Below are 21,565 nucleotides of genomic sequence, written 5' to 3'. Positions count from 1 at the left end.
CTAATTGGATTAGATTCGTTTCGGCTAAGGCCGGGGATGATCCTGATCAGGGTCGTATTCACATCAGATGAGGCAAAACGGGTTATTTGAAGCGATGCGGTTACTTGAAGTGATACGTCTACCCGAAACCTTTGCTTTACCGCGATTGACAGGATTATACACAAAGGTTGTTCAGGTCTTTCCCCTTCCGTTATGATGGAGATGAACTATTGTTCGATAATCACTGACTTTAAGTTCGGGTTTGCATAAATGGGCTACTATGTAGGGATCGGGTGTAGACTCGGCCCGTTATTCATTTGGTTTGTTGGTAAAAAATCCGAAGGCCGATATATGATTGAGTGTTGATTCGGTCGGGGCAGTCTTCAGCCTTTCCAATCGTTAATCTGTTCGTTTGAAGTGCAAGCTCTTACTGTCCGCACTGAGCATACATATTGTTGATATGTCTTTCAAAGGGTGGACACAGACATGAGAAATCAACTCGGAATTGGCATCCTACATATAGATCATTTATAACTTTATAGCCATAAACAATCTATATATAGTGTTTTATTTTCTTGGATGGAGATAGTACCTTTTTAGAAAAAGTGTCCACTCTTTGAAAGACAAAATTGCGAGAAACGTCCTTTCCACGAGGACAATATATTCTCGAATTTAATTTATATACGTTTAAGGAGAATCCGAGATGAATGAACATAGACAGGATACAGAGCAGAATAATAAATCAAACGCATCACTCCACACCAGTGACCAACAGGAAGAATTAAGCAGGGCAACGACTTCAGATACCAGTCTGGTCCAAGCAAGTTCGTCACAACGCGTGTTAATTGTCACCGCGGTTGATGCGGAGAAAGATGCGGTCCTCCGCGGTTTGGGAGATACGGCCGCGGAACGATTTGACGTCATTGCTGCGGGCGTTGGCCCAGCCTCGGCCGCAGCGGGAACAGCCGCTACATTGGCATATGCCGTAGCGGCTGCAAGCACGAGTGCATTGGCGCAGGGTGCCACCGCGCCAAGCACATCCGATGTGGCACAGACATCTGCCACATCTTCAAGGCCGGGGCCCCTTGCCGGAGCCGGATATTCACCAGCCTACATGCTGGTGATCAGTGCCGGCATCGGCGGTGGGTTCCCCGGCCGGGCAGACGTCGGCTCCCTCGTGGTAGCCGACGCCATGGTTGCCGCCGATCTGGGCTCGCAGACGCCAGACGGCTTCCTAAGCGTGGACGAGCTCGGATTTGGCTCGTCCATTGTGGCGGCGGACGCGGAGCTTGCCGCTCGCCTGCGCCATGAGCTGCAGCGGGCTGGGCTCGCTGTCAGCGGAGGCACTGCGGTCACCGTATCCACGGCGACCGGAACCGCAGAGACGGCCGCGGAGCTATTGCGACGCGTGCCGGATGCCGCCGCCGAAGGCATGGAAGGCTTCGGCGTGGCAACGGCTGCCCAGCAGTTCGGCGTGCCAGCACTCGAACTGCGGGCCATATCCAACGCGGTCGGTCCACGCGACCGCGACGCTTGGCGCATCAAGGATGCCCTCGATGCGCTTCAGGCTGCAAGTTCCATTTTACGGGAGGTTATTACATCATGAAAATTGCATTTTCCCCTTGTCCAAATGATACATTTATCTTTCACGCGTGGGTGCACGGATTGATTCCGGGCGCACCTGAGCTGGATGTCCGTTATGCTGATATAGATATTACCAATGGCCTGGCGGCGAATCCGGATGGACCAGATACACCTGAAGTGATGAAAATATCTTATGCAGCACTGCCATATGTGCTGTCTGACTATGCCCTGCTACCTGCTGGAGGTGCACTCGGCAGAGGATGTGGTCCGCTGGTTCTGACCGCTAACGGTACCACGGATCCCAGCTATCTGTCTGGACGACGGGTTGCTGTGCCTAGCGAACGCTCAACAGCTTATCTATTATTCCGTCTGTGGGCAGCGCAAAACGTTCCTGGCGGCGTAGGCGAAATTGTTGTCATGCCATTCGACCAGATCATGCCTGCTGTTCGGGACGGCAAGATCGATGCCGGACTTGTTATCCATGAAGCACGCTTCACGTACCAGAACTATGATCTTAAGCTGATGACAGATCTCGGGAACTGGTGGGAAAGCGACACAGGTCTTCCGATCCCGCTTGGAGCGATCATTGCACGCCGCAACATGGATGCTCACGCCCTCGCCGGATGGGCACGTGCCTCCGTTGAATATGCTTGGGCGCACCCGGATGAGTCGAGAGCATACGTTATGGAACATGCACAAGAAATGGACCCTGACGTAGCTTCACAACATATCGGCCTGTACGTTAACGAATTCAGCGCCAACCTGGGTGATGATGGTTATGGTGCGATTACTGCACTGCTTGGGCGTGCCATGAAAGAAGGACTTGTCCCCGAGTTCGATCTTGATTTGTTGCGAATCTAACATTTATTTATCTTTGAGCTATATCTGACCGCTCTATTTCTAACGAACCCTAGGCACCTTATTTAACCAAATATCATGCTACGAAAATTCTAACGAATCCCAGACACTCTATTCAGCTATAAATTGGTCATTTCGCAGACAAACTCGCTTAACTCCACACAATAACGCTTCTACTTCGTTAGAAATTGGTATGTGCTGCAAACTAGTGGCCTCACTAACCATTTTGGCTACACACGACACACGAAATAGAAAGAGCTGTTCCTAACGTCAGACTTATGACGATGGGACAGCTCTTTTTTACTTTATATTTCAACTTCATATTTATACTCATATCTATCACTTTACCCAACCCAAGATCGAAGCAGAAAGAAACCTATCCTACTGCTCTCCCTTTCACAACTGTGGTCTACGAATCCAACCGTCACCTACAATTCAGCACAACCTTGCCTACTCTCGCAACCCTCCCCTACGATTCAGCCACAACCGTGCGGATCATGATTCGCAGCGCATCCAGCATCATGGGAATAGGCAGCGACGGAACGGAAGGCTGCAGCACAGCCATCTCTGTTGAGGCTGGAAAGTGTACAAATCCGGCACGGATCGGAAGCTGCCCTACACGAATGTAATCCAGCACCCGGTACATCGTGTTATTGCATATATACGTGCCTGCTGTATTGGATACGACAGCCGGAATGCCTGCTGCGGACATGTCATTCACCATGGCACGTATGGGCAAGGTGGAGAATAGGCCGTCCGGGCTGCCATCTACAATCGGCTCATCCACCGGGCGCTGTCCCTGGTTATCCGCGTAGGAGCCAGGAGGAATGTCTTTGACATTAACGGCAATACGCTCCGGTGTGATGGACGTTCTGCCCTTGGCCAGCCCACAGGCAATGACCACATCGGGCCGATCGGCTTCCATCTCTGCGATCAGCAGATCTGCACATTCATTGAAGTGCACAGGCAACAGTACTGTTTTTAACTCAGCACCCTCCATCACTTCGTTCGCAAGAGCTTCCATTAACGCACCCGTCGGATTCACCGCATCCCCGCCAAACGGTTCAAACCCGGATATCAGAATCTTCACCATCACACGCCCACTCCTGTCTGTTTACTCCGATTTGTAACGCAATCCCCACTGCCCCCGAATCGTGTCCATCAGCTTCATGATTTCCAGGGATTCGTCCAGTTTAATCGTATTGCTCTCCGTCCGGCCTTCCAGGATACAGCGTCCCGCTTCTTCCGCCTCAAAGGCATAGCCAATACACGTTCGATCATCCGTAAATTTCTCGGGCTCATCCTGCCCGTTCACATACAGATAGGCTTCTTTGCCCGCCAGGAATAAAGGTAAACGTATCTTGCCTTCTGTTCCGTATATGACCGCTTCATTGCTGAGGTTCAGACGAATGGCAGCACTCAGTGATGCAGAACGCCCCTCGGAATAGGACAACAACACCGAAAACTGCTCATCCACGCCCGTTTCACCGATATTGGCTGTACTCCATACATGCTGGGGCTGTTCGCCAAAGATCATCGAAGCAAAGGAGATCGGGTATACCCCTGCATCCAGCAATGCGCCCCCACCCAGATCCGGGTTAAGTAAACGCCCTTCCGGCTCCCAGCCGATACGGAATCCAAAGTCCGCTTGAACCAAACGAACTTCACCAATTCGGCCTTCTTCAATCCATGCTCTGGCTTGGGCAATTGGCGGCAGAAATCGTGTCCACATGCCCTCCATCAGAAATAGCTTGCGCTCCCGCGCAGTCTCCACCAGCTGCTCCAACTGACGCGCATTCATCGTAAATGGCTTCTCACAGAGAACCGCTTTTCCTGCCTCCAGACAAGCCATCACATTCTCTTTATGTACAGGATGAGGTGTTGCCACATAGATAATATCCACCTCAGGGTCTTGCAGCATTTCATCATACGAGCCGTAAGCGCGTGCAAAACCATATTCAGCTGCGAACTTCTCCGCGCTTCCCGCTGTCCGCGAACCTACCGCTGTCTTCTCCGCGTTCCCCGCATGCTCCAAATCCCTTGCGAACTGGGATGCAATCCATCCCGTGCCCATAATGCCCCAACGTACTTTGTTCCGTCCCACTAATGCTGTCATATTAAAGCCTCCCTACTGCTAATTGAGTTAAAAAGGTTATGATTCAGATCAGGCCAACATGGTATCCCCTTTATATTACCAAAAAGAAACGCTTACGTCAGAAAACGATTTCGTTCTCATCAGAACAGGTATAAATACATCGTATTCGCTTGACGATATGTCCAATCAAACTTATGATTTAGTTAGTCGACTAACTAAAAAGATATGAACGGAGTGGAATATATGAACCCAGTCCAGAATGATCGGTTAATGGGACAATTATCCGAACTCGTGAAGCTGAAACGCTACAAGGTTCATGAGAAGCTCGTTAACCACCCCGAGTTATACCCAGGGCAGCCCCCGTTGCTGTTCCAACTAGAACGGGAAGATGGTCAATCCCAGAAAAAACTGGCCGAACAACTCCAGCGCAGTCCCGCAACGGTAACGGTGATGCTTAAGCGTATGGAAACATCCGGTTATGTGAGACGCGAAGCCGACCCGAAGGATCTGCGCAGTCTGCGGGTATACCTGACGGATCAGGGGCGCTCCGCGCTACAAGAATTAAAAGAAGTGGTTCAGGAGCTGGAACAGCAGGCCCAGAAAGATTTTACCCCGGAAGAATCCCGGATCATGTCTGCACTCGCACAGCGTATGCTCCAAAACCTGCGTGAAGCCTGAGGCGATGCAGACTCGCGACATTGCTAACAACAACTTGCTTGAATCAATTTCATAACTCACTAAAAATGGAGTTTTGTAACTAGTTATAGACAAATTGAACCGTTTTGATCTATACCTAGCCTTGATTGAAGCAGCTAAAGGTATTATGAAATTGATTCACTTATGCAATTAAAACTGAGGTGATTTCCTATTGTGGACGTTAAAACGATTCTTGACTCCGTATAAGTCGGCGGCGATCCTCGCCCCGCTGCTCATGGTACTTGAGGTTGCCATGGACCTGCTCCAGCCCAAGCTGATGTCCAGCATCGTGGATGATGGGGTGCTTGCAGGGAACCTGTCCCATATCGTAACTACAGGTCTGATCATGCTACTTGTTGCGTTAATCGGCTGGGTCGGCGGCGCAGGCTGTACACTCTATTCAAGCAAGGCTGCCGTTGGATACGGCACGGATCTGCGCCAGGAACTGTTTGACCACATTCAGACCTTCTCCTTCCGTAATCTGGATACGTTCCAGGAAGGATCTCTGATTACTCGTCTGACCAGTGATATTACCCAGATGCAGACCTTTGTACAGATGCTGCTACGGATGTTTATCCGTTCGCCGATGCTGATCATCGGTAGTATCATCATGGCGTTTACGATCAGTGTGAAGCTGGCTTTGATTCTTATTGCGACTGTGCCGGTCCTGTTTATTATTTTATTTATCCTGATAAAAGCTTCCTATCCGCTGTTCGCCAGCGTTCAGGGCAAGCTTGATCAGGTCAATGCCGTTCTTCAGGAGAATCTTGCCGGCATCCGTGTCGTCAAGGCATTTGCACGTGCGCGTCTGGAGAAAAAACGGTTCCAACAATCCAATGAAGATTACACCTCAACCGCCGTGAAAGCCTGGCGTATTGTCACACTGAATGCACCCGTGCTAAGCCTTATGCTGAACGCTACCATTGTAGCGGTGTTATGGTTTGGAGGTTTTCAGGTAGTCGGAGGCGATATTGCCGCCGGGGATCTGATTGCTTTTATCAACTATGTCACGGTTGTACTCTCGTCCCTCACGTCGATTGGCATGATAATGATGAGCTTCTCCCGTGCCAAGGTATCTGCTGCCCGAATCAACGAGGTGCTACATACACAGCCGGATATTCAATCGGGAACGGATAAGTCCGAGAATGTACAGTCACACCAGGTTAACCTTGATCCTTCTCCATACCAACCGTCTCCCCTTTCATCACATGCTAAAGGTCAAGTGGAGTTCAGAGACGTATATTTCCGTTATGACGGAGAACACACTCTCACCGGAATTAACCTGATCGCTCGTCCCGGTGAAAAAGTGGCTTTGCTCGGTTCAACAGGATCAGGTAAAACATCACTGGTGCAGCTGATTCCACGTTTATATGATGCTTCGCAGGGTGAAGTGCTCGTGAACGGAGTGGACGTCCGCCACTGGAATCTTCAGGATCTTCGCAGTCGTGTATCCATTGTGCTTCAGGAATCGATCCTGTTCAGCGGCAGTATCCGGGATAACATTTGCTTCGGCCGGCCCGGTGCAACGGATGCTGAATTGCGTGTTGCGGCACAAGCTGCGGCAGCGGATGATTTTATTATGAAACTGAAGGATGGCTATGACACGGAGCTGGGTCAGCGCGGGGTCAATCTGTCTGGTGGACAGAAACAGCGTATATCCATTGCACGCGCCCTGCTCATGCGGCCGGAAGTGCTGATTCTGGATGATAGCACCAGTGCGGTCGATCTGCGTACGGAAGCCAGCATTCAGAAGGCTTTGCAGTCCTTGATGAAAGACAGCACGACCTTTTTGATTGCACAGCGAATCTCTTCCGTGAGGGATGCTGACTGCATATATGTCATTGATGAAGGGCAGATCGTTGCCAGCGGTACACACGATCATCTCATGGCTCATTCATCACACTATCAAGCCATCTTTTATTCGCAGCAACGGAAGGAGGATGTTCAATTTGGCTAAACCTGCATCTTCCTCCCCTCAGCAAACTGCCGTTCCTCCGATCGGAAGACCCGGACCAGCGGGCAGAGGACCTGTCCCCAAAGTCAGAGCCAAAAATGCTCGCCATGCCCTGATTCGGGTATGGTCGTACATGGGGCGTCATCGCAAAGGAGTTATTGCTGCATTGGTGCTGACCGCTCTCGGAACGCTGCTTAATCTGGCAGGACCTTACCTTCTCGGCCGTGCCGTTAATGAACATATCGTTCCCAAAGTAACCGCGGGTTTGCTGAAGGAATGTCTCCTCTTGCTGAGTGTTTATGTCTTTGGCTCACTCCTGATGTGGGCTCAATCCTATGTCATGATTGGTGTGTCCCAACTGACCGTCAAGGATCTGCGACATGCATTGTTCTCACGGCTACAAGAGCTGCCTGTCCACTTTTTCGATAAAAATCAGAGCGGGGACCTGATGAGCCGGGCCACCAATGATATCGATAATGTGTCCACAACGCTTAATCAAAGTGTAACCCAATTGATGTCGAGTGCCATCCTGCTCGTTGGCTCCTTGTCGATCATGTTTGCGCTCGATGTTCGCCTTACATTGCTGAGTCTGGTGACGGTACCCTTAATCACCATCGCCACTCGCCTGATCGCTTCAAGAACACGCAAACACTTCACTGCTCAGCAGAAGTTACTTGGTGAACTTAATGGATATGCTCAGGAGACCATTGCTGGACAGAAAGTCGTGGCGGCCTATAACCGACAAGATCAGGCACATCAACATTTTGAGAACCTGAACGAGAAACTACGCACATCCAGCACACAAGCCCAGACCGTTTCGGGTTTGGTTGGGCCTACAATGAACGTAATGAATAATATCGGGTTTGCCATACTCGCCTCCGTAGGTGGATGGATGGCTTATCATGATCTGACGTCTATCGGACTAATCGTCAGTTTTCTCGCTTACTCCCGCCAGATTGAACGGCCGCTCAACGATCTGGCCAATCAATACAATCTGATTCAAGCTGCCATTGCAGGTGCTGAACGCGTGTTTCACATCATGGATACACCTGGTGAGTATGTGGAGGAACAGAAGAAACAGTTGGATCAGATTCAGGGTAAAGTCGTATTTGAAGACGTCTCCTTCGGGTACAGTGCCGAGAGAGAGATCCTGAAGAAGGTCAGCTTTACCGCCAAACCTGGCGAAATGATTGCACTAGTTGGACCAACCGGTGCAGGTAAAACGACCATTATCAACTTGTTACCTCGTTTCTACGAGATTACAGGCGGACGGATCACCATTGATGGATGTGACATCTCGGAACTGGAAAAGGACCCATTACGGCGGCAACTGGGCATTGTTCTTCAGGATGCCTACCTGTTCTCGGGTACCATTCGCGACAATCTTGCCTACGGCAAGCCGGATGCAACCGATGAACAGATCAGGCAAGCAGCTATACTTGCGAATGCACATTCGTTCATCCGCAAACTGTCGCAGGGCTATGATACGCCCATCATTTCCGAGGGAAGCAATCTGAGTCAGGGACAGCGACAGCTGTTAACCATTGCCCGGGCAATTCTCGCTGATCCGGCCATTCTTATTCTGGACGAAGCAACAAGCAGTATCGACACTCGCACGGAGATGCAGATTCAGGAGGCGATGCGCACGTTGATGAAAAACCGTACCAGCTTCGTCATCGCCCACAGACTTAGCACGATACGTGAAGCCGATCAGATTCTGGTCATTGATGATGGACAGATCGCTGAACGGGGAAGCCATGACGAGTTGATGCAGCAACAAGGATTCTACTATCAGTTACATCAGGGACAGCTAAATAAGTCGAACTAAAGATTCTTTACACAGACACTACGATGACAGAATAACCTTCCAATCGCTGTTCTCCCCAGATTTTTTCGATTTCCTTTTCTCGAGGGGAAATCCGGGGATAGCGTATGCTTCCGATGTAGTTTTCTTTCAGAAAGCTTTTAGGCGAACGCTCCGCTTTTTCAGATTTTTTCTGTCCTCTCCGTTACGTGTAAATGATTAGTTCAACCAAATATAGCTTAATCTTATACGATGTGGATTCTATACTTTAAGTTAATCGAAATACTAAACGCCGCATGGGATTCTCCAGGACCCATGCGGCGTTTTTTTTAATAAGTGATTTTGTTGCTGCTATTCCTGGGTCTGTTATACGAGTTACATCTCCATTGGCAGATGAAGTGTGAAGGTGGAACCAATCCCCAGTTCACTATGGACAGTAATTTTCCCGTTATGATCTTGGGCGATCTTCTGGCAGAGGGCCAGTCCAAGTCCTGTACCTTCTTCTTTAGTCGTATAAAACGGATTAAAGATCGTAGAAAGCGAATTTTCCGGAATACCACTTCCCGTGTCTGTAACCGAGATGAGCACTGCGTCCCCGTCCTGTAACAGATCCATACGAACCTCACCGGGATCTGTCATCGCTTCAAAAGCGTTACGAATCAGATTAATTAATACCTGCACAATCTTATCCCGATCCATATTGACCACGACTAGCTCACTAGTCATTTCGAGCGTAATTCGATGCCCTCGGGATGCCGCATCCGACTCGGTCAGCGACATGACTCGTTCAAGGCAGTGTCCGAGCTTTTCGGGCTTCATATGGTTGGCTTGTGGTTTGGAAAACTGTAAAAATTCAGCCGTCAGATCGGTTACCCTCGTTACCTCACCCATAATCACTTCATACCAAGGCGCGATATTGTACGCTTGTCCACGTGACAGTTGCAGGAATCCCCGAATGGCGGTGAGCGGGTTCCGAATTTCGTGAGCCATACCAGCGGCCAATTCACCTACGGCCCTTAGCCTTTCGGAACGGAATACTTCTTCTTCATTTTTCAGCCATTTACTCCGCTGCTGTTGAAGCAACCTGTCCTCAGCAACCGTCATGAATTGCTGCAATGTCTCTGACATTTCCGGGTACAACGAGATGCTATAACTTACTTGCAACCCCTGAAGCCGATCTGATAGTAAGGACGTCATACGTTCTTCAATATTTTGTATTTCTGGCAAAACAACCGCAAAACGGTCCCCCGCATACCGGGATATACCATAGGCCTCCGGGAACTGATTGGTAATAATTTTGCCTGTACCCGTAATTACTGAACACCAGGGATCTTCTGACTCTTTCTTAAATCCGCTAAAATTATTGACATTCAAAAGAACAAGCAAAAAGGAACGTTGTTCCTCCACCGTCTTCCGCAGCACCTCCATATAACCTTCATAGTTCAATAGTCCGGTTAGTGGATCATGAAGGGTAAGAAACCGATTTTTCTCTCGAAGTCTGCGCTTCTCAGCCTCACTGTTAATCAAGGTATGATACAAGAAAATAATCACAACCGTAGTTAACAGATCGAATAACGAAACCAGCAAAGTATATGTATCTATAGGCACGTAGGAGAGCCGAATCACAGTATATTGCAGCATGAACAGTAGTGAGATCGGTAATGTTTGTGCCACACGTTGTTTGTCCTGAATCATTGAAATGATCAGCATATAATACAGCATGTTGCACCAGTTCAGTTGACTGAAGTAATGGAATATTCCGAGAAAAATCCAATGAACATTTCGCAGCACAGGATATCTTTTCTCGCCATAGATACTTGCAACCAACAGGGCACCCGAAATCAACAATAATGCCAGATTAGGGGTAAGCTTTAGAACATAAGAGGACAGAATGACAAGCAGACAGCCCAGCGGGAATATCACCATTTTCATCTTGTAATTTAGCAAATAGCCTCGCCCCCTTTGACAAAACTCACATCTAACAACTTATGTACATGTATTATATCGATTATGATTAGCTGATGTTGTCGATTAATGGAGGTTCGTCAAATTCGCACGAATGTATAATTTATGAAGGCAATAGGACATATGCATGAATTGTAATCGACAAAAGTGAAACAATTCCTCTACGCATGGATCACTATTATGCTACAATACATTTATGGATTAATTTAGGATAAAATCTTGGTTATGGAGGAAGCTGTATGCCAACACAACGAAAACCACTGGGCCTCGGAACGCTCTCTCTACTCGTACTGTTGATGGGTCTCGCCTTTAACTTCCAATGGGGAAAAGCAGATTTTATGATCAGTCATTACCTGTTCAACTTAATAAACATGCCTATCTATAGCAACGGAACTCAAGGACTTCACATTCCTTTTGTGGTAGCAGCCCTCTTCTGGATTCCGACTTTCTTGATCGCAAAAAAATATCGTGCGCACTTTGGCACAAATGTATCTTATAACGTCGCCGGATTTATGTTGCTCTTATGTATCATTGGACCAGTTATCCCCGTTATCGATTGGATGGTCAATGGTTAAACGCTTAAAGCCAGCTCTCTATATTCCGAGGGCTGGCTTCTTTGCTGCTTTTCCATATAAGATAAATGGAATTTTCACACGATAACGTAGAGTGCAGAACCAATCTGAAGAAGCGGAGCTAAAAGCTTTCTGAAAGAAAGCTACTTCGGAAGCATACACCTCGCCTTTATCCCCGGATTTTCACTTCTTTAGAAGGGAATCAAAAAATCCGGGGATAACAGCGATCGGAAGATGGTACTGCACTCGGAGTACAACGGTGTAACCTTTTCACGTTCATCTCATATCCTTTTTATTTCTTCGCCATATACTTACGGATATCAAAAGCCACCGCAGCAACAATGATCAATCCTTTGATAATCAGCTGCCAGTATGGACTTACACCGATAAACGTCAGACCATAGTTAATGACCCCGAAGATCAGTACCCCCGCCATAACACCAGGCACCGTACCAATACCCCCAGCTGTTGATACACCGCCTACCACACATGCAGCAATCGCATCCAGCTCATACATGTTACCGTAATTGTTCGTAGCTCCACCTGTCCGTGCAGCCTCAAGCACACCACCCAGACCATACAACGCACCCGCAATGGCATACAGGGCAACCAGATTACGTGCTACATGAATTCCGGATACATGCGCTGCCTGAATGTTGCCACCAATCGCGTACATGTTTTTGCCGAGACGTGTTTTGTTAAAGATCAACCAGCAGATTAACGCCACCGCAATAGCAATCAGGACGATATAAGGAATGGAATACCCACCGCCCAGATCAATGTATCCAGAACCAATGACGGTGAAGTCTGGTCTCAATCCTCCAATTGGCTGCGACTGATTGGGTTCCGTATCAAAATAAATCGAGTTTAGTCCATACACGGCAACCATCGTACCCAGCGTTGCGATAAAAGGAGGCACATGTAATTTGGCGACAATGAGGCCATTCACCAATCCCACGAACAGGCCAACAGTGATTCCAACCAGAATCGGCAATAACACTGGCAAATGTGGCAGATCAGGGAAGAAACGGTTGGCATACTCGTCAATCTGAAGCATCGATGCCGATACGACAGCCGTCAGCCCGACAACCCGACCAGCAGAGAGATCGACCCCTCCTGTAACCAGGATGAAGGCTGCACCGAGTGCAATAATGGCTCTTGTGGAGGACTGCTGTAATATATCCCGTAGTGTGGAAAAAGCAAGGAAGTTCGGATCAGCGATGGCAATGCCAATGATGAGCAGAATCAGTACGATAAAGATGGCGCGCTGTGTTACATATTGTTTCACTTGATTGATCACCTGTGTGTTCATCTGTTTCCCTCCTGACTAAGCCATCCGCTGCTGCGCGGCCAGCCTCATAATATCCTGCTCTGTTGCCTCGGCTCCGTCCACAATTCCGGTGAGACGCCCTTCGCTCATCACCATGATGCGATCCGACATGCCCAGAAGCTCAGGCATCTCTGAGCTAATCATGATAATGCTTTTGCCCTGACGAGCCAGTTCCGTAATAATGGTGTAAATCTCGAATTTGGCCCCTACATCGATTCCACGCGTCGGTTCATCCAGCAGCAGAATCTCCGGGTTGGTCAGCAACCAGCGGGCCAGTAGAACTTTCTGTTGATTACCACCAGACAGGTTTCGAATTAGCGTGTTAACCGAAGGCGTTTTGGTTCTAAACTTCTGTGTCTGCTCCCTTGCTTCCTCGCGGCCCATTTTCTCATTCAACAAACCTATGCGATTTTTGTAACGGCCAAGACTTGCGATAATTGTATTCTCATACACCGACAACACAGGGAATATCCCTGTCACCCTTCGTTCTTCCGTGAGCAAAGCAATGTTGTAACGCTTTGCGGCAGCGGGAGAATTAATCTTTACTTTGCGTCCATGGATCGAAATCTGACCTGAAGCGAGACCGCGCAGTCCGAACAAAGACTCAATCAATTCTGTCCGCTGTGCTCCAACCAGGCCGCCAATGCCGAGCACTTCGCCTTTTCGCAGCTCAAAGGATACATCCCGAAACGATTTCGACTGATTCGATGTCAGACCCTCTGCCTTCAGTATGACTTCACCGGGTACGTTCGTCCGTTCCGGGAATCGTTCGTCCATGTCACGACCCACCATGCGTGTGATGATCAGATCTGTTGTTAAATCAGCAGCATCCCATGTACCAACAACGAAGCCATCACGCATGATCGTGACTTCATCCGAGATCGTCAGGATCTCCTCCATCTTGTGGGAAATGTAGATAATGGACACGCCGCGACTGCGTAGTTCATTAATAATGGCGAAGAGCTGGTCCACTTCCTTGCCTGTCAGGGAAGAAGTTGGCTCATCCATGACGATGACTTTGGATTGAAAAGAGACCGCCTTGGCGATTTCCATCGATTGAATCTTGGAGACAGACAGTGTTCCGGCTTGAGCCTTCGGATCAATATCCAGGTTCAAGTCTTTGAACAGAGCCAGTGTATCGGTATACATCCGTTTCTCGTCCACCAGTATTCCCCTCATCGGAAAACGGCCCAGCCAGATATTCTCCATCACCGGACGATACGGGACCGGATTCAGCTCCTGATGAATCATGGATATCCCTTGCTGAAGTGCTGCTTTGGAATTGGGAATATCCACGTCCCTTCCTTCGATGCGTATCGTTCCTTCATCTGGTCGATACATGCCGAACAGACATTTCATCAGCGTGGATTTGCCCGCTCCATTCTCTCCCATCAAGGCGTGAACCGTTCCCGGCTTCACCTTCAACGTGACTTGACTTAGTGCCTGCACACCCGGAAATGCTTTGGAAACTCCATTCATCTCCAGCAGGTAAGGTGATTCCATCTTGTATCCTCCCCTTCCATATGACCGGCAAAAAAAGGGACGCTACCCGAATGACGGACGTCCCTGTCTACTGCTGTTATTGGGCGTCGGCGATGTTGTCTTTCGTAATTTTTTTGTATGCTATCCAGACGTATTTCCCATCTGTAATGTCGTATTTGGTATTTTCCTTCGTTGGTGTCTCCCCTTTGGCAAGGACAGAAGCCAGAGCAACCGTGGCTGCACCCTGATTCTTGGCATCATTAAGTACCGTGCCCAGCATCGTACCATCCTGTAGAGCCTGAATGGCAGGGGCTGTTGCATCCACACCTACCACCGGCATTGATTTGCCATCCTTGAAGTATCCGGCTGCTTTCAATGCCTCAATGGCTCCAAGCGCCATGTCATCATTGTTCGCGAGAACGGCTTCAATCTTGTCGCCATGCGAAGCCAGGAACGCTTGCATTTTCTCCTGACCTTTCACGCGGTCCCACATCGCAGTATCTTCCGCCAGTGCTTCCACTTCGATACCGGCATCCTGGATCGCCTGAACTGAATATTTGGTTCGAAGCTCTGCATCCTGGTGGCCCGGTTCCCCTTTCAGCATGACATATTGCAGTTTGCCATCGCCGTTTTTGTCTGCTTCCGGATGTGCTTTCCAGTAATCCACAATCAGCTGTCCGGAGATCGTACCGGACTCTTCCGCTTTTGCTCCTACATAGTACACTTTATCCCACTTGTTCATGTCTTCCGCTACCGGCTCACGGTTGAGAAACACGACTGGAATGTTCGCGGCCTTGGCCTTGTCAATGATGACGCCTGCCGCCGTACGGTCTACCGGATTCACAGCCATTGCGTTATATTTCTTGGATACAAACAGATCGACTTTCTCATTCTGGGTGGGCTGTGCATTCTGACTATCCACGATATCCAGGGTCGCAATACCTTCCGCTGCTGCGTTCATCGCATTACGTACACCCGTCATGAACGTATCATCGAATTTGTAGATAGCGACACCAATCTTCGGTGTTTCCGTCCCGGCTGCTGTCTGACCTCCCGTATCTGTTCCCGTACTGCCACCTGCACTGTCTCCGCCGCTGCTACAACCCGCCGCCACAACCATACATGCCGTAATCAACAGTGTCATCCACGTTTTCTTCATATCCTAATGACCTCCCCCAAGTTCATTCGGCTTCACCGATGTCTTTATTATGAAAGGGTTTACATTAAATTCGAATACAATATCTTCACCTGTTCTATCGAAATCTTCCTCAAGTTAAGAAATGGCTTCATTTCATCATTCCGCATTCGTTTATTGTACAAAAGGAAACAGCAGCTTCTGGTTATCCATCCAGAACATATTGTCTGTACTAACCAGCTTCGTCTCAAGTAGCACTCTCGCCTGCACCTGTTCATTGTTCAGCCGCGCAACGGCTTGAATCATTCCCAGATAACCTGCACTGTATCCATTCTGGACGATGAGATGCTCAAAGACCCCTTCCTGCAGCTGCTCCAATTGCTGTTGTTCACTGCCGAATCCAACAATCTTAACCTTATCCGCAGACTTGCGTCGATTCAGTTCATCCGCTGCTCCCAGAGAAGCCGGTTCTTGAAGGGCAATGAAACCATCTACCTGCTGTTGGTCCAGCAGCTGCTTCGCCGCCTGCCAACACCCGTCCCGGGTATTGCATACCGATTTGGGTTCCACTTGGATGTCAGGATACTGTTCCAGGACTTCCATAACACCCTGCTCTCTGTGAATCAGACCGGAATTAAGAGGATCTGGACCCAATAAAGCCACATGCCCCCGTCCTTCCAACAACTCCGCCATGGCCTGCCCTGCTTGCCGTCCAGCCTCCACATTATCCATGGAGATGACGCTGGTGATGCCTTTCACAGGAAATTCATCGTTAAGCACAATGACGGGAACGATCGCTCCATCGGAATTCGTTGCCTGCGCCTCCTGAATAATGTCGCTGAGTGCCGTCTCGCTCAGGGGATCGACTAATAGAGCTGATGCTCCATGCTTCAGAGCCAAGGCGGCGGCTTCCACCTGAGCCTGCTCCCGCGCATTGCGAGACAACGTTCGGCGGTCTGCATTGGCCTGCTTAAGGTGTATCTGATTGCCAACGGAGTCCAGAATGGAGGGCGTGTACACATTACCGTCGGAAGGGTAGGCTTCCACGGTCATTAGTTCTACCCCGCTCTCTTTGGCAGCCGCTTCGGCACCAAGCCGGATGGCTTCCGCAAGTTCCCCTGTCCCAGCTGGCGTAATTAGCGCGATACGTGGCGGTAATGTACGGTCATCGGGAATCGGTATGCCACAGGCCGCGCATAGTAGCAGACAGCAGCTTGCAGCTGTCAGGATTACCAATCGACGTTTCCGAATTCGCCGGAAGCTCGCACCAATCTTTTTCAAAAACGCACGGATGTTCAATCCTTCAACGCTATCGGCATCGTTCCTATTCACTTGATTGACCGTCATCAGGCTCGCCCTCCTTCTGCTGCGATTGAATGGGAATCCGCATCCAGACCGTGGTGCCTTCTTCCAACTCACTGTCAAATTCAAGGCCATATGCCTCCCCGTAATAGAGCCGAATTCGATCATGTACGTTGCGGACAGCTACCCCTGATCCTGCACCGCTTTTGACAACCGGACTGCCACTCAATAATCCCGACATCTGTTCTTCCGTCATGCCGACCCCATTATCTATAATGCGAAACACCAGCTTGTTATCCTCACGATAGACATCGACCTCAATACATCCCTCATCCATGTGGTACTCGATGCCGTGAACAATAGCATTCTCAATCAAGGGCTGGAGCACCAGCTTCAATGTCAGGCAATCCAGAAGTGCATTATCGGCCTTAATCGTAAAGTTGAATTTACGCTTGAACCTCATCTGCTGAATCGTCAAATAATGCTGCGCATGCTCCAGCTCTTCCCTGATCGTTATAATTGTTTTGCCTTGACTCAGACTGATGCGGAACAGGCGCGAGAGTGACGTGATCATCGTAATCACTTCCTCATTACGACTCATGCTTACCATGCGCACCACAGAATTAAGTGTATTGTATAGAAAATGTGGATTAATCTGAGCCTGCAAAGCCTCCAGCTCCAGACGCCGCTTTTGCTCCTGTTCATGGATGATCTCATCCATTAGGGTTCGGATTTTATTGACCATCAGATTAAAGCGGCGGGATAGACGTTCCACCTCCAGCGGCCCTTCAATAGGCAACTCCACGTTAAAATCCCCACGCTCCACGGCCTTCATCTTGCGTTCCATTCGCCGGATTGGGCGAGTCAGACTGGAGGATAGAAACAGGGACACGATAATAACCAACACCAGGACAACGACCAGTACACGAATGAGATATCCGTTCACTTCCTGACGGGTGGTCATTATCTCATCCAGATAGGCGACACCAACGATTTTCCACCCAATATTGGCAACGGACTTCACGGTATTCAGCCTTTTCTGCCCATCTGCCTCATCTTCATAACTGCCAGTAGCCACCAAAGCCTGTTCGATATTCTCACTTTTGAGCCCCATATACATCAATTGCTGCTGCGGATGGTATACAATATTGCCCGCGCTCTCATCGATGATATAGACATACCCCCGTTGCCCCAGACTGACCCGACGGCTCAGTTCATCCATCTGTTTGAAATTGATATCGACCAGCAGGATGACCTGTCGGTCCTGACCATTTTGCCGTATGGTTATGCCTTTGCTCATGGAAACGACCCATTTGTATGGGCCTGTGTACATGTTCTGAATATGAGGTAGCGAGAAACTAAGATGATCTGGCACGCGGAGCGCAGACTGAAACCACCCTTGTTGTGTCACATGGGCACTGGTTTTTAATTCAGCTGTAGGTCTGTTCTTCAGCAATTGACCATTGGAATCAAGCAGAGTTATGGAGATGATATCCTCACGACTGCTGAGCAGTGTGTCCAGCTGTTTGTCCACCTGCTCCCCTTCCCATGTCCCGTCACGCAGCATGTGTTCCTCAATGGCACGGTACAGATGAGACATACTGCGTACGTAATCCTCCAGATTATAGCTAACCTGATCCACAATCTGTCTCGTCGTCAGTTCCGCGCTTCGTTCGGCAGCCTGAGTGAACTTGTCATGCAGAAGCAACGCCATGATCGTCAGCACCAAGACGATGAAGACGGAGAAGGACCATGTAATAATAAACCGGATACTGCTGACCCTGGACGAACGCAGACGAGAGCGTAACTGAAGTCCCATAGACTTCACCCATATGACCAATGATCTCATCGGATCGAACCTTCACTTGCTGCCAGAGAAGCCTGTTTACGATATTCTTTGGGCGAGACACCGATATGTTTTTTGAAACAAAAACTGAAATAATTCGGTTCGGCGAAGCCAACCTGCTCCGCAATCTGAAACGACTTCAGCTCTGTCGAGCGAAGCAGTTCCCGGGCTGCCTCCATCCGGATCTGCATCAGGTATTGCAGGAAAGTGAGCTGCACTTCTTTTTTGAAAATGCCACAAAAATAACCAGAGCTGATGTGCAGATGTCCGCACACTTTCTGAATGGACAGGTCCGGGTCAGCATAATGCTCTTTCGTGAAGACTAACGCCTGCTCGACAATATCCTTATATACATGCTGGCGTCCGCTAGCAATGCGATGTTGTACAAGCAGACAGACCTCCCGCACCTTCCTCTGTGCCTCAGTAAGTCCCGGTAGTCGGAACAGATCCGCATATAACTGGAACCCTGCACCGAAGATATCTTCCATCTCTTCTCCTGATGCCTGCGCTGCCTTCCATACCGTCGTTAACACTTCAATCAGATACAGTTGAATATCACTTCGACTATGTTCGACGGTAATTTCCCGGAAAATGATCTCTAGCCCTTCCTCCAGCTCCGCCTGCGTACCTGCCTTCAGACAACGTGTCAGCGTCTGCTGCTTCAACTCATCAAACCGTAGCTTGCCAGCCGTCTGACGCTCCACATCCGCAATATATATAATAGAATCCGTTCCGGGTACAAGCCGGTAATCCAGTGCCAGCATGGCATCTTCATAGGCATGATTCACATCCGCAAGTGTATTCACGATCTGCCCAGATCCTACCGTCGCCGGGATGCGCAAATAGTGGTTGATGCTTCGCATGACATTTTCCAATGCCTTCTGTTGTCGCTTCGCTCCATCTGTACCGCCCCACCGATCCACATAGAGCAGGACGATCGTCTCCTGATGCATAAACGCATGACCAGCGTCGTGTTCCGCCCATACTTCTGCTGCAATGTTAAGTGCAGCAAACCGTTTCAGTTCAGCATCTTCGTCCATGTGCAGTGTCAACACAGATACGCCATAGCGTTCTCCTGTCAGATCCAACCCACATTGTTTGGCTTTACTGTGAATGTATGTGGAGGACTTCTGACGATGGAGCAAGGTCGCCATCAGATCTGCCTGTAATAGCGGCAAGCTGGTATGATAGTGCTCACGCAGCTGCTGTACATCTTCACGCTCGGCTACTTCTGCCGCCATCTGGGCACGCAGCCTTGTAAGCAATTCGGTGAGATGCCCTGCCGAGAATGGCTTCAGCAGATATTCATCCACACTTAGCGAGATGGCTTGCCGGGCATAATCAAATTCATCATATCCGGTCAAAATGACCACCTTCACGAGCGGGTTTCGCTTCCGCAATCTTTGTGCGAGTTCCAGACCATTCATGAACGGCATGCTGATATCGGTCACCACAATGTCCGGCTCTACCCGTTCCGCCATCTCCAATGCTTCCCGCCCATTTTCAGCCAAACCGACAATCCGCAGATCGAGCGCTTCCCAATCGACCTCCACCACTAACCCTTCGCGCACATCTTCTTCATCATCCACCAGCAGTACCCGGTACACGTGCGGATTCCTCCCTTTTATATGACGGGCCCTATCCCGATTAATAATATAGATCTCAGCCTTTTACATCATTTGATATTCATCGCTCATGGGATCTATGCAAAATGCTCATGTTGATACGTTCCAGGGTTGCCATCATAATATACAATATTATCGGGAATATGTAATCGCTTTCTTCATTAGAGGTAAGGCAACCCTGACGGGCAGTGCCTCTGTGACATGTTAAGGATAGTATATGAATGCTAAGGGTAGGTTAAAGTAATACAAACACGGTAAATTTCGAAGTACTTCTAATAAGAGGAGTTTTGTTTCTACCTAAAATTTTGATCCTTCATTCTGGTTTCAATGATGATTCGCACTTAAGGCTTTAACATAAACCATTGTCGTATCGGGATTGGTGTGTCCCATGATTTCCGCCAGAAGGTGAAGCGGCGTATGTTCTGCCATGGCGTAACCAAAACGATGGCGTAGGTCATGTGAACTCAGTCCTTCCAGCCCTGCTGTAATCATGACTTTTTTAATGAGGTGGCGCAGTGCTCTCTCCGTTAAACGATCATTTGTCTTCTCTGAGGGGAACAGGTAAGAACTGTCGTTAGCAAGTCCGGATAAGTACTGAGTCAATATTACGATACACTGCATATTTAAAGGGATCTTTCGTTGTCCATTGCGCTTGTCAGCTCTTACTGTCAGGTGACCACTCCGTTTACCAAGCTCGATATCATAAGGCGTGAGGTTGCATACCTCCATCGTGCGCAAACCTGTGTGAAACATAAGGGTAAGAATGGTCTGGTCTCGAAGGGAGTTGATGCACTCCACCGCGGAGATGAATGCTTGTTCTTCTTCGACTGTCATTCGGCGTGGACTGACTTTGTCTTCCGGAATGAATTTCAATGCCTTGGAAGGATCACTGCTGAGCCCGGCTTCCAGGACAGCCCATTTGAAAAAACGCTTCAACGTAATCAATCTCCGGTTAATGGTAGCTGGCTTCAAAAGCATAACTTTGTGTGAATCTTCACGATAATTGACTAAAGTGGATGTGTTCACGTCTTCAATTCGCAATGTGAATTCTTCACCGAGCGTGGTGCTTTCCTTATACCATTCGATAAAGTGCTTCAGATCACTTGCGTATTCCTTCACGGTTTTGGGATGCAAATCTCCCTCATTGGCAAGCACATGTACGAATTCTTCTATCGTCGGTTTCCGCTGCACCGATATCACTGATGACTGATTCATTAGAAAATACCTCCAAATCTTGACTTATATTAGCGGACATGGTATTATCATATTAATCGATACATTAGCGGACATCAAGTCTGTGGTTTAAATGCACCAGGTGAGTGTCAATTTTAGTTTATA

General features: G+C 48.9%; 16 protein-coding genes. 6 read left to right on the top strand and 10 right to left on the bottom strand.

All coding sequences use genetic code 11. The features are described from left to right. Positions 1-790 precede the first annotated feature (790 nt). A complete protein-coding gene (locus M1D71_RS05110) occupies positions 791-1,585 on the top strand; it encodes a futalosine hydrolase (protein WP_458127172.1) in 795 nt (264 codons plus the stop codon). Continuing rightward, entirely contained in the window at positions 1,582-2,424 is an 843-nt protein-coding gene (locus M1D71_RS05105; protein WP_458125530.1) for a 1,4-dihydroxy-6-naphthoate synthase, read from the top strand. The genes M1D71_RS05110 and M1D71_RS05105 overlap by 4 nt, the downstream gene beginning before the upstream one ends. Before the next feature lie 466 nt (positions 2,425-2,890). Here the strand turns inward: M1D71_RS05105 and M1D71_RS05100 are convergent, their stop codons facing one another. Both M1D71_RS05100 and M1D71_RS05095 read right to left on the bottom strand, forming a co-directional pair. After that, positions 2,891-3,514, bottom strand: a complete 624-nt coding sequence (locus M1D71_RS05100; protein ID WP_458125529.1) for a pyroglutamyl-peptidase I — start codon at positions 3,512-3,514, stop codon at positions 2,891-2,893. A gap of 21 nt (positions 3,515-3,535) precedes the next feature. Then, entirely contained in the window at positions 3,536-4,537 is a 1,002-nt protein-coding gene (locus M1D71_RS05095) for a Gfo/Idh/MocA family protein (RefSeq protein ID WP_458125528.1), read from the bottom strand. 222 nt (positions 4,538-4,759) lie between these two features. Between M1D71_RS05095 and M1D71_RS05090 the strand changes: the two genes are divergently transcribed. The 3 genes from M1D71_RS05090 (at position 4,760) to M1D71_RS05080 (ending at position 8,994) form a co-directional block, all read left to right on the top strand. Then, complete coding sequence (locus tag M1D71_RS05090; RefSeq protein WP_458125527.1) at positions 4,760-5,194, top strand: MarR family winged helix-turn-helix transcriptional regulator; 435 nt, start codon at positions 4,760-4,762, stop codon at positions 5,192-5,194. A gap of 190 nt (positions 5,195-5,384) precedes the next feature. After that, positions 5,385-7,169, top strand: coding sequence for an ABC transporter ATP-binding protein (locus M1D71_RS05085; protein WP_458125526.1), 1,785 nt, complete (start codon positions 5,385-5,387; stop codon positions 7,167-7,169). After that, positions 7,162-8,994 (top strand): ABC transporter ATP-binding protein, encoded by a 1,833-nt coding sequence (locus tag M1D71_RS05080; RefSeq protein WP_458125525.1) that lies wholly within the window; start codon positions 7,162-7,164, stop codon positions 8,992-8,994. Before M1D71_RS05085 ends, M1D71_RS05080 begins: the two co-directional genes overlap by 8 nt. 351 nt (positions 8,995-9,345) lie before the next feature. On the opposite strand, the gene M1D71_RS05075 is transcribed toward M1D71_RS05080, so the two are convergent. Beyond that, entirely contained in the window at positions 9,346-10,917 is a 1,572-nt protein-coding gene (locus M1D71_RS05075; protein WP_458125524.1) for an ATP-binding protein, read from the bottom strand. Positions 10,918-11,174: 257 nt separating this feature from the next. On the opposite strand from M1D71_RS05075, the gene M1D71_RS05070 reads away from it, so the two are divergent. Then, positions 11,175-11,510, top strand: coding sequence for a hypothetical protein (locus M1D71_RS05070; protein ID WP_458125523.1), 336 nt, complete (start codon positions 11,175-11,177; stop codon positions 11,508-11,510). A 289-nt stretch (positions 11,511-11,799) separates the two neighbouring features. Here M1D71_RS05070 and mglC read toward each other — a convergent pair whose 3' ends face one another. The 7 genes from mglC to M1D71_RS05035 all read right to left on the bottom strand — a co-directional run bounded on the left by mglC (position 11,800) and on the right by M1D71_RS05035 (position 21,442). After that, a complete protein-coding gene (gene mglC / locus M1D71_RS05065) occupies positions 11,800-12,819 on the bottom strand; it encodes a galactose/methyl galactoside ABC transporter permease MglC (RefSeq protein WP_458125522.1) in 1,020 nt (339 codons plus the stop codon). A gap of 15 nt (positions 12,820-12,834) precedes the next feature. Continuing rightward, positions 12,835-14,340, bottom strand: a complete 1,506-nt coding sequence (locus M1D71_RS05060) for a sugar ABC transporter ATP-binding protein (protein WP_458125521.1) — start codon at positions 14,338-14,340, stop codon at positions 12,835-12,837. 76 nt (positions 14,341-14,416) lie between these two features. Further along, positions 14,417-15,478 carry a galactose ABC transporter substrate-binding protein gene (locus M1D71_RS05055; protein ID WP_458125520.1) on the bottom strand — a complete coding sequence of 354 codons (1,062 nt, stop codon included), beginning with the start codon at positions 15,476-15,478 and terminating at the stop codon, positions 14,417-14,419. 150 nt (positions 15,479-15,628) lie between these two features. Next, entirely contained in the window at positions 15,629-16,801 is a 1,173-nt protein-coding gene (locus M1D71_RS05050) for a substrate-binding domain-containing protein (RefSeq protein ID WP_458125519.1), read from the bottom strand. After that, positions 16,779-18,575 (bottom strand): histidine kinase, encoded by a 1,797-nt coding sequence (locus M1D71_RS05045; RefSeq protein WP_458127171.1) that lies wholly within the window; start codon positions 18,573-18,575, stop codon positions 16,779-16,781. Before M1D71_RS05045 ends, M1D71_RS05050 begins: the two co-directional genes overlap by 23 nt. Before the next feature lie 26 nt (positions 18,576-18,601). Further along, positions 18,602-20,209 (bottom strand): response regulator, encoded by a 1,608-nt coding sequence (locus tag M1D71_RS05040; RefSeq protein ID WP_458125518.1) that lies wholly within the window; start codon positions 20,207-20,209, stop codon positions 18,602-18,604. A 342-nt stretch (positions 20,210-20,551) separates the two neighbouring features. Then, a complete protein-coding gene (locus M1D71_RS05035) occupies positions 20,552-21,442 on the bottom strand; it encodes a tyrosine-type recombinase/integrase (RefSeq protein ID WP_458125517.1) in 891 nt (296 codons plus the stop codon). Positions 21,443-21,565: the final 123 nt, after the last annotated feature.

It is taken from the genome of Paenibacillus sp. Z3-2, from assembly GCF_054161325.1.
This window is presented reverse-complemented; position numbering and strand designations above follow the sequence as displayed.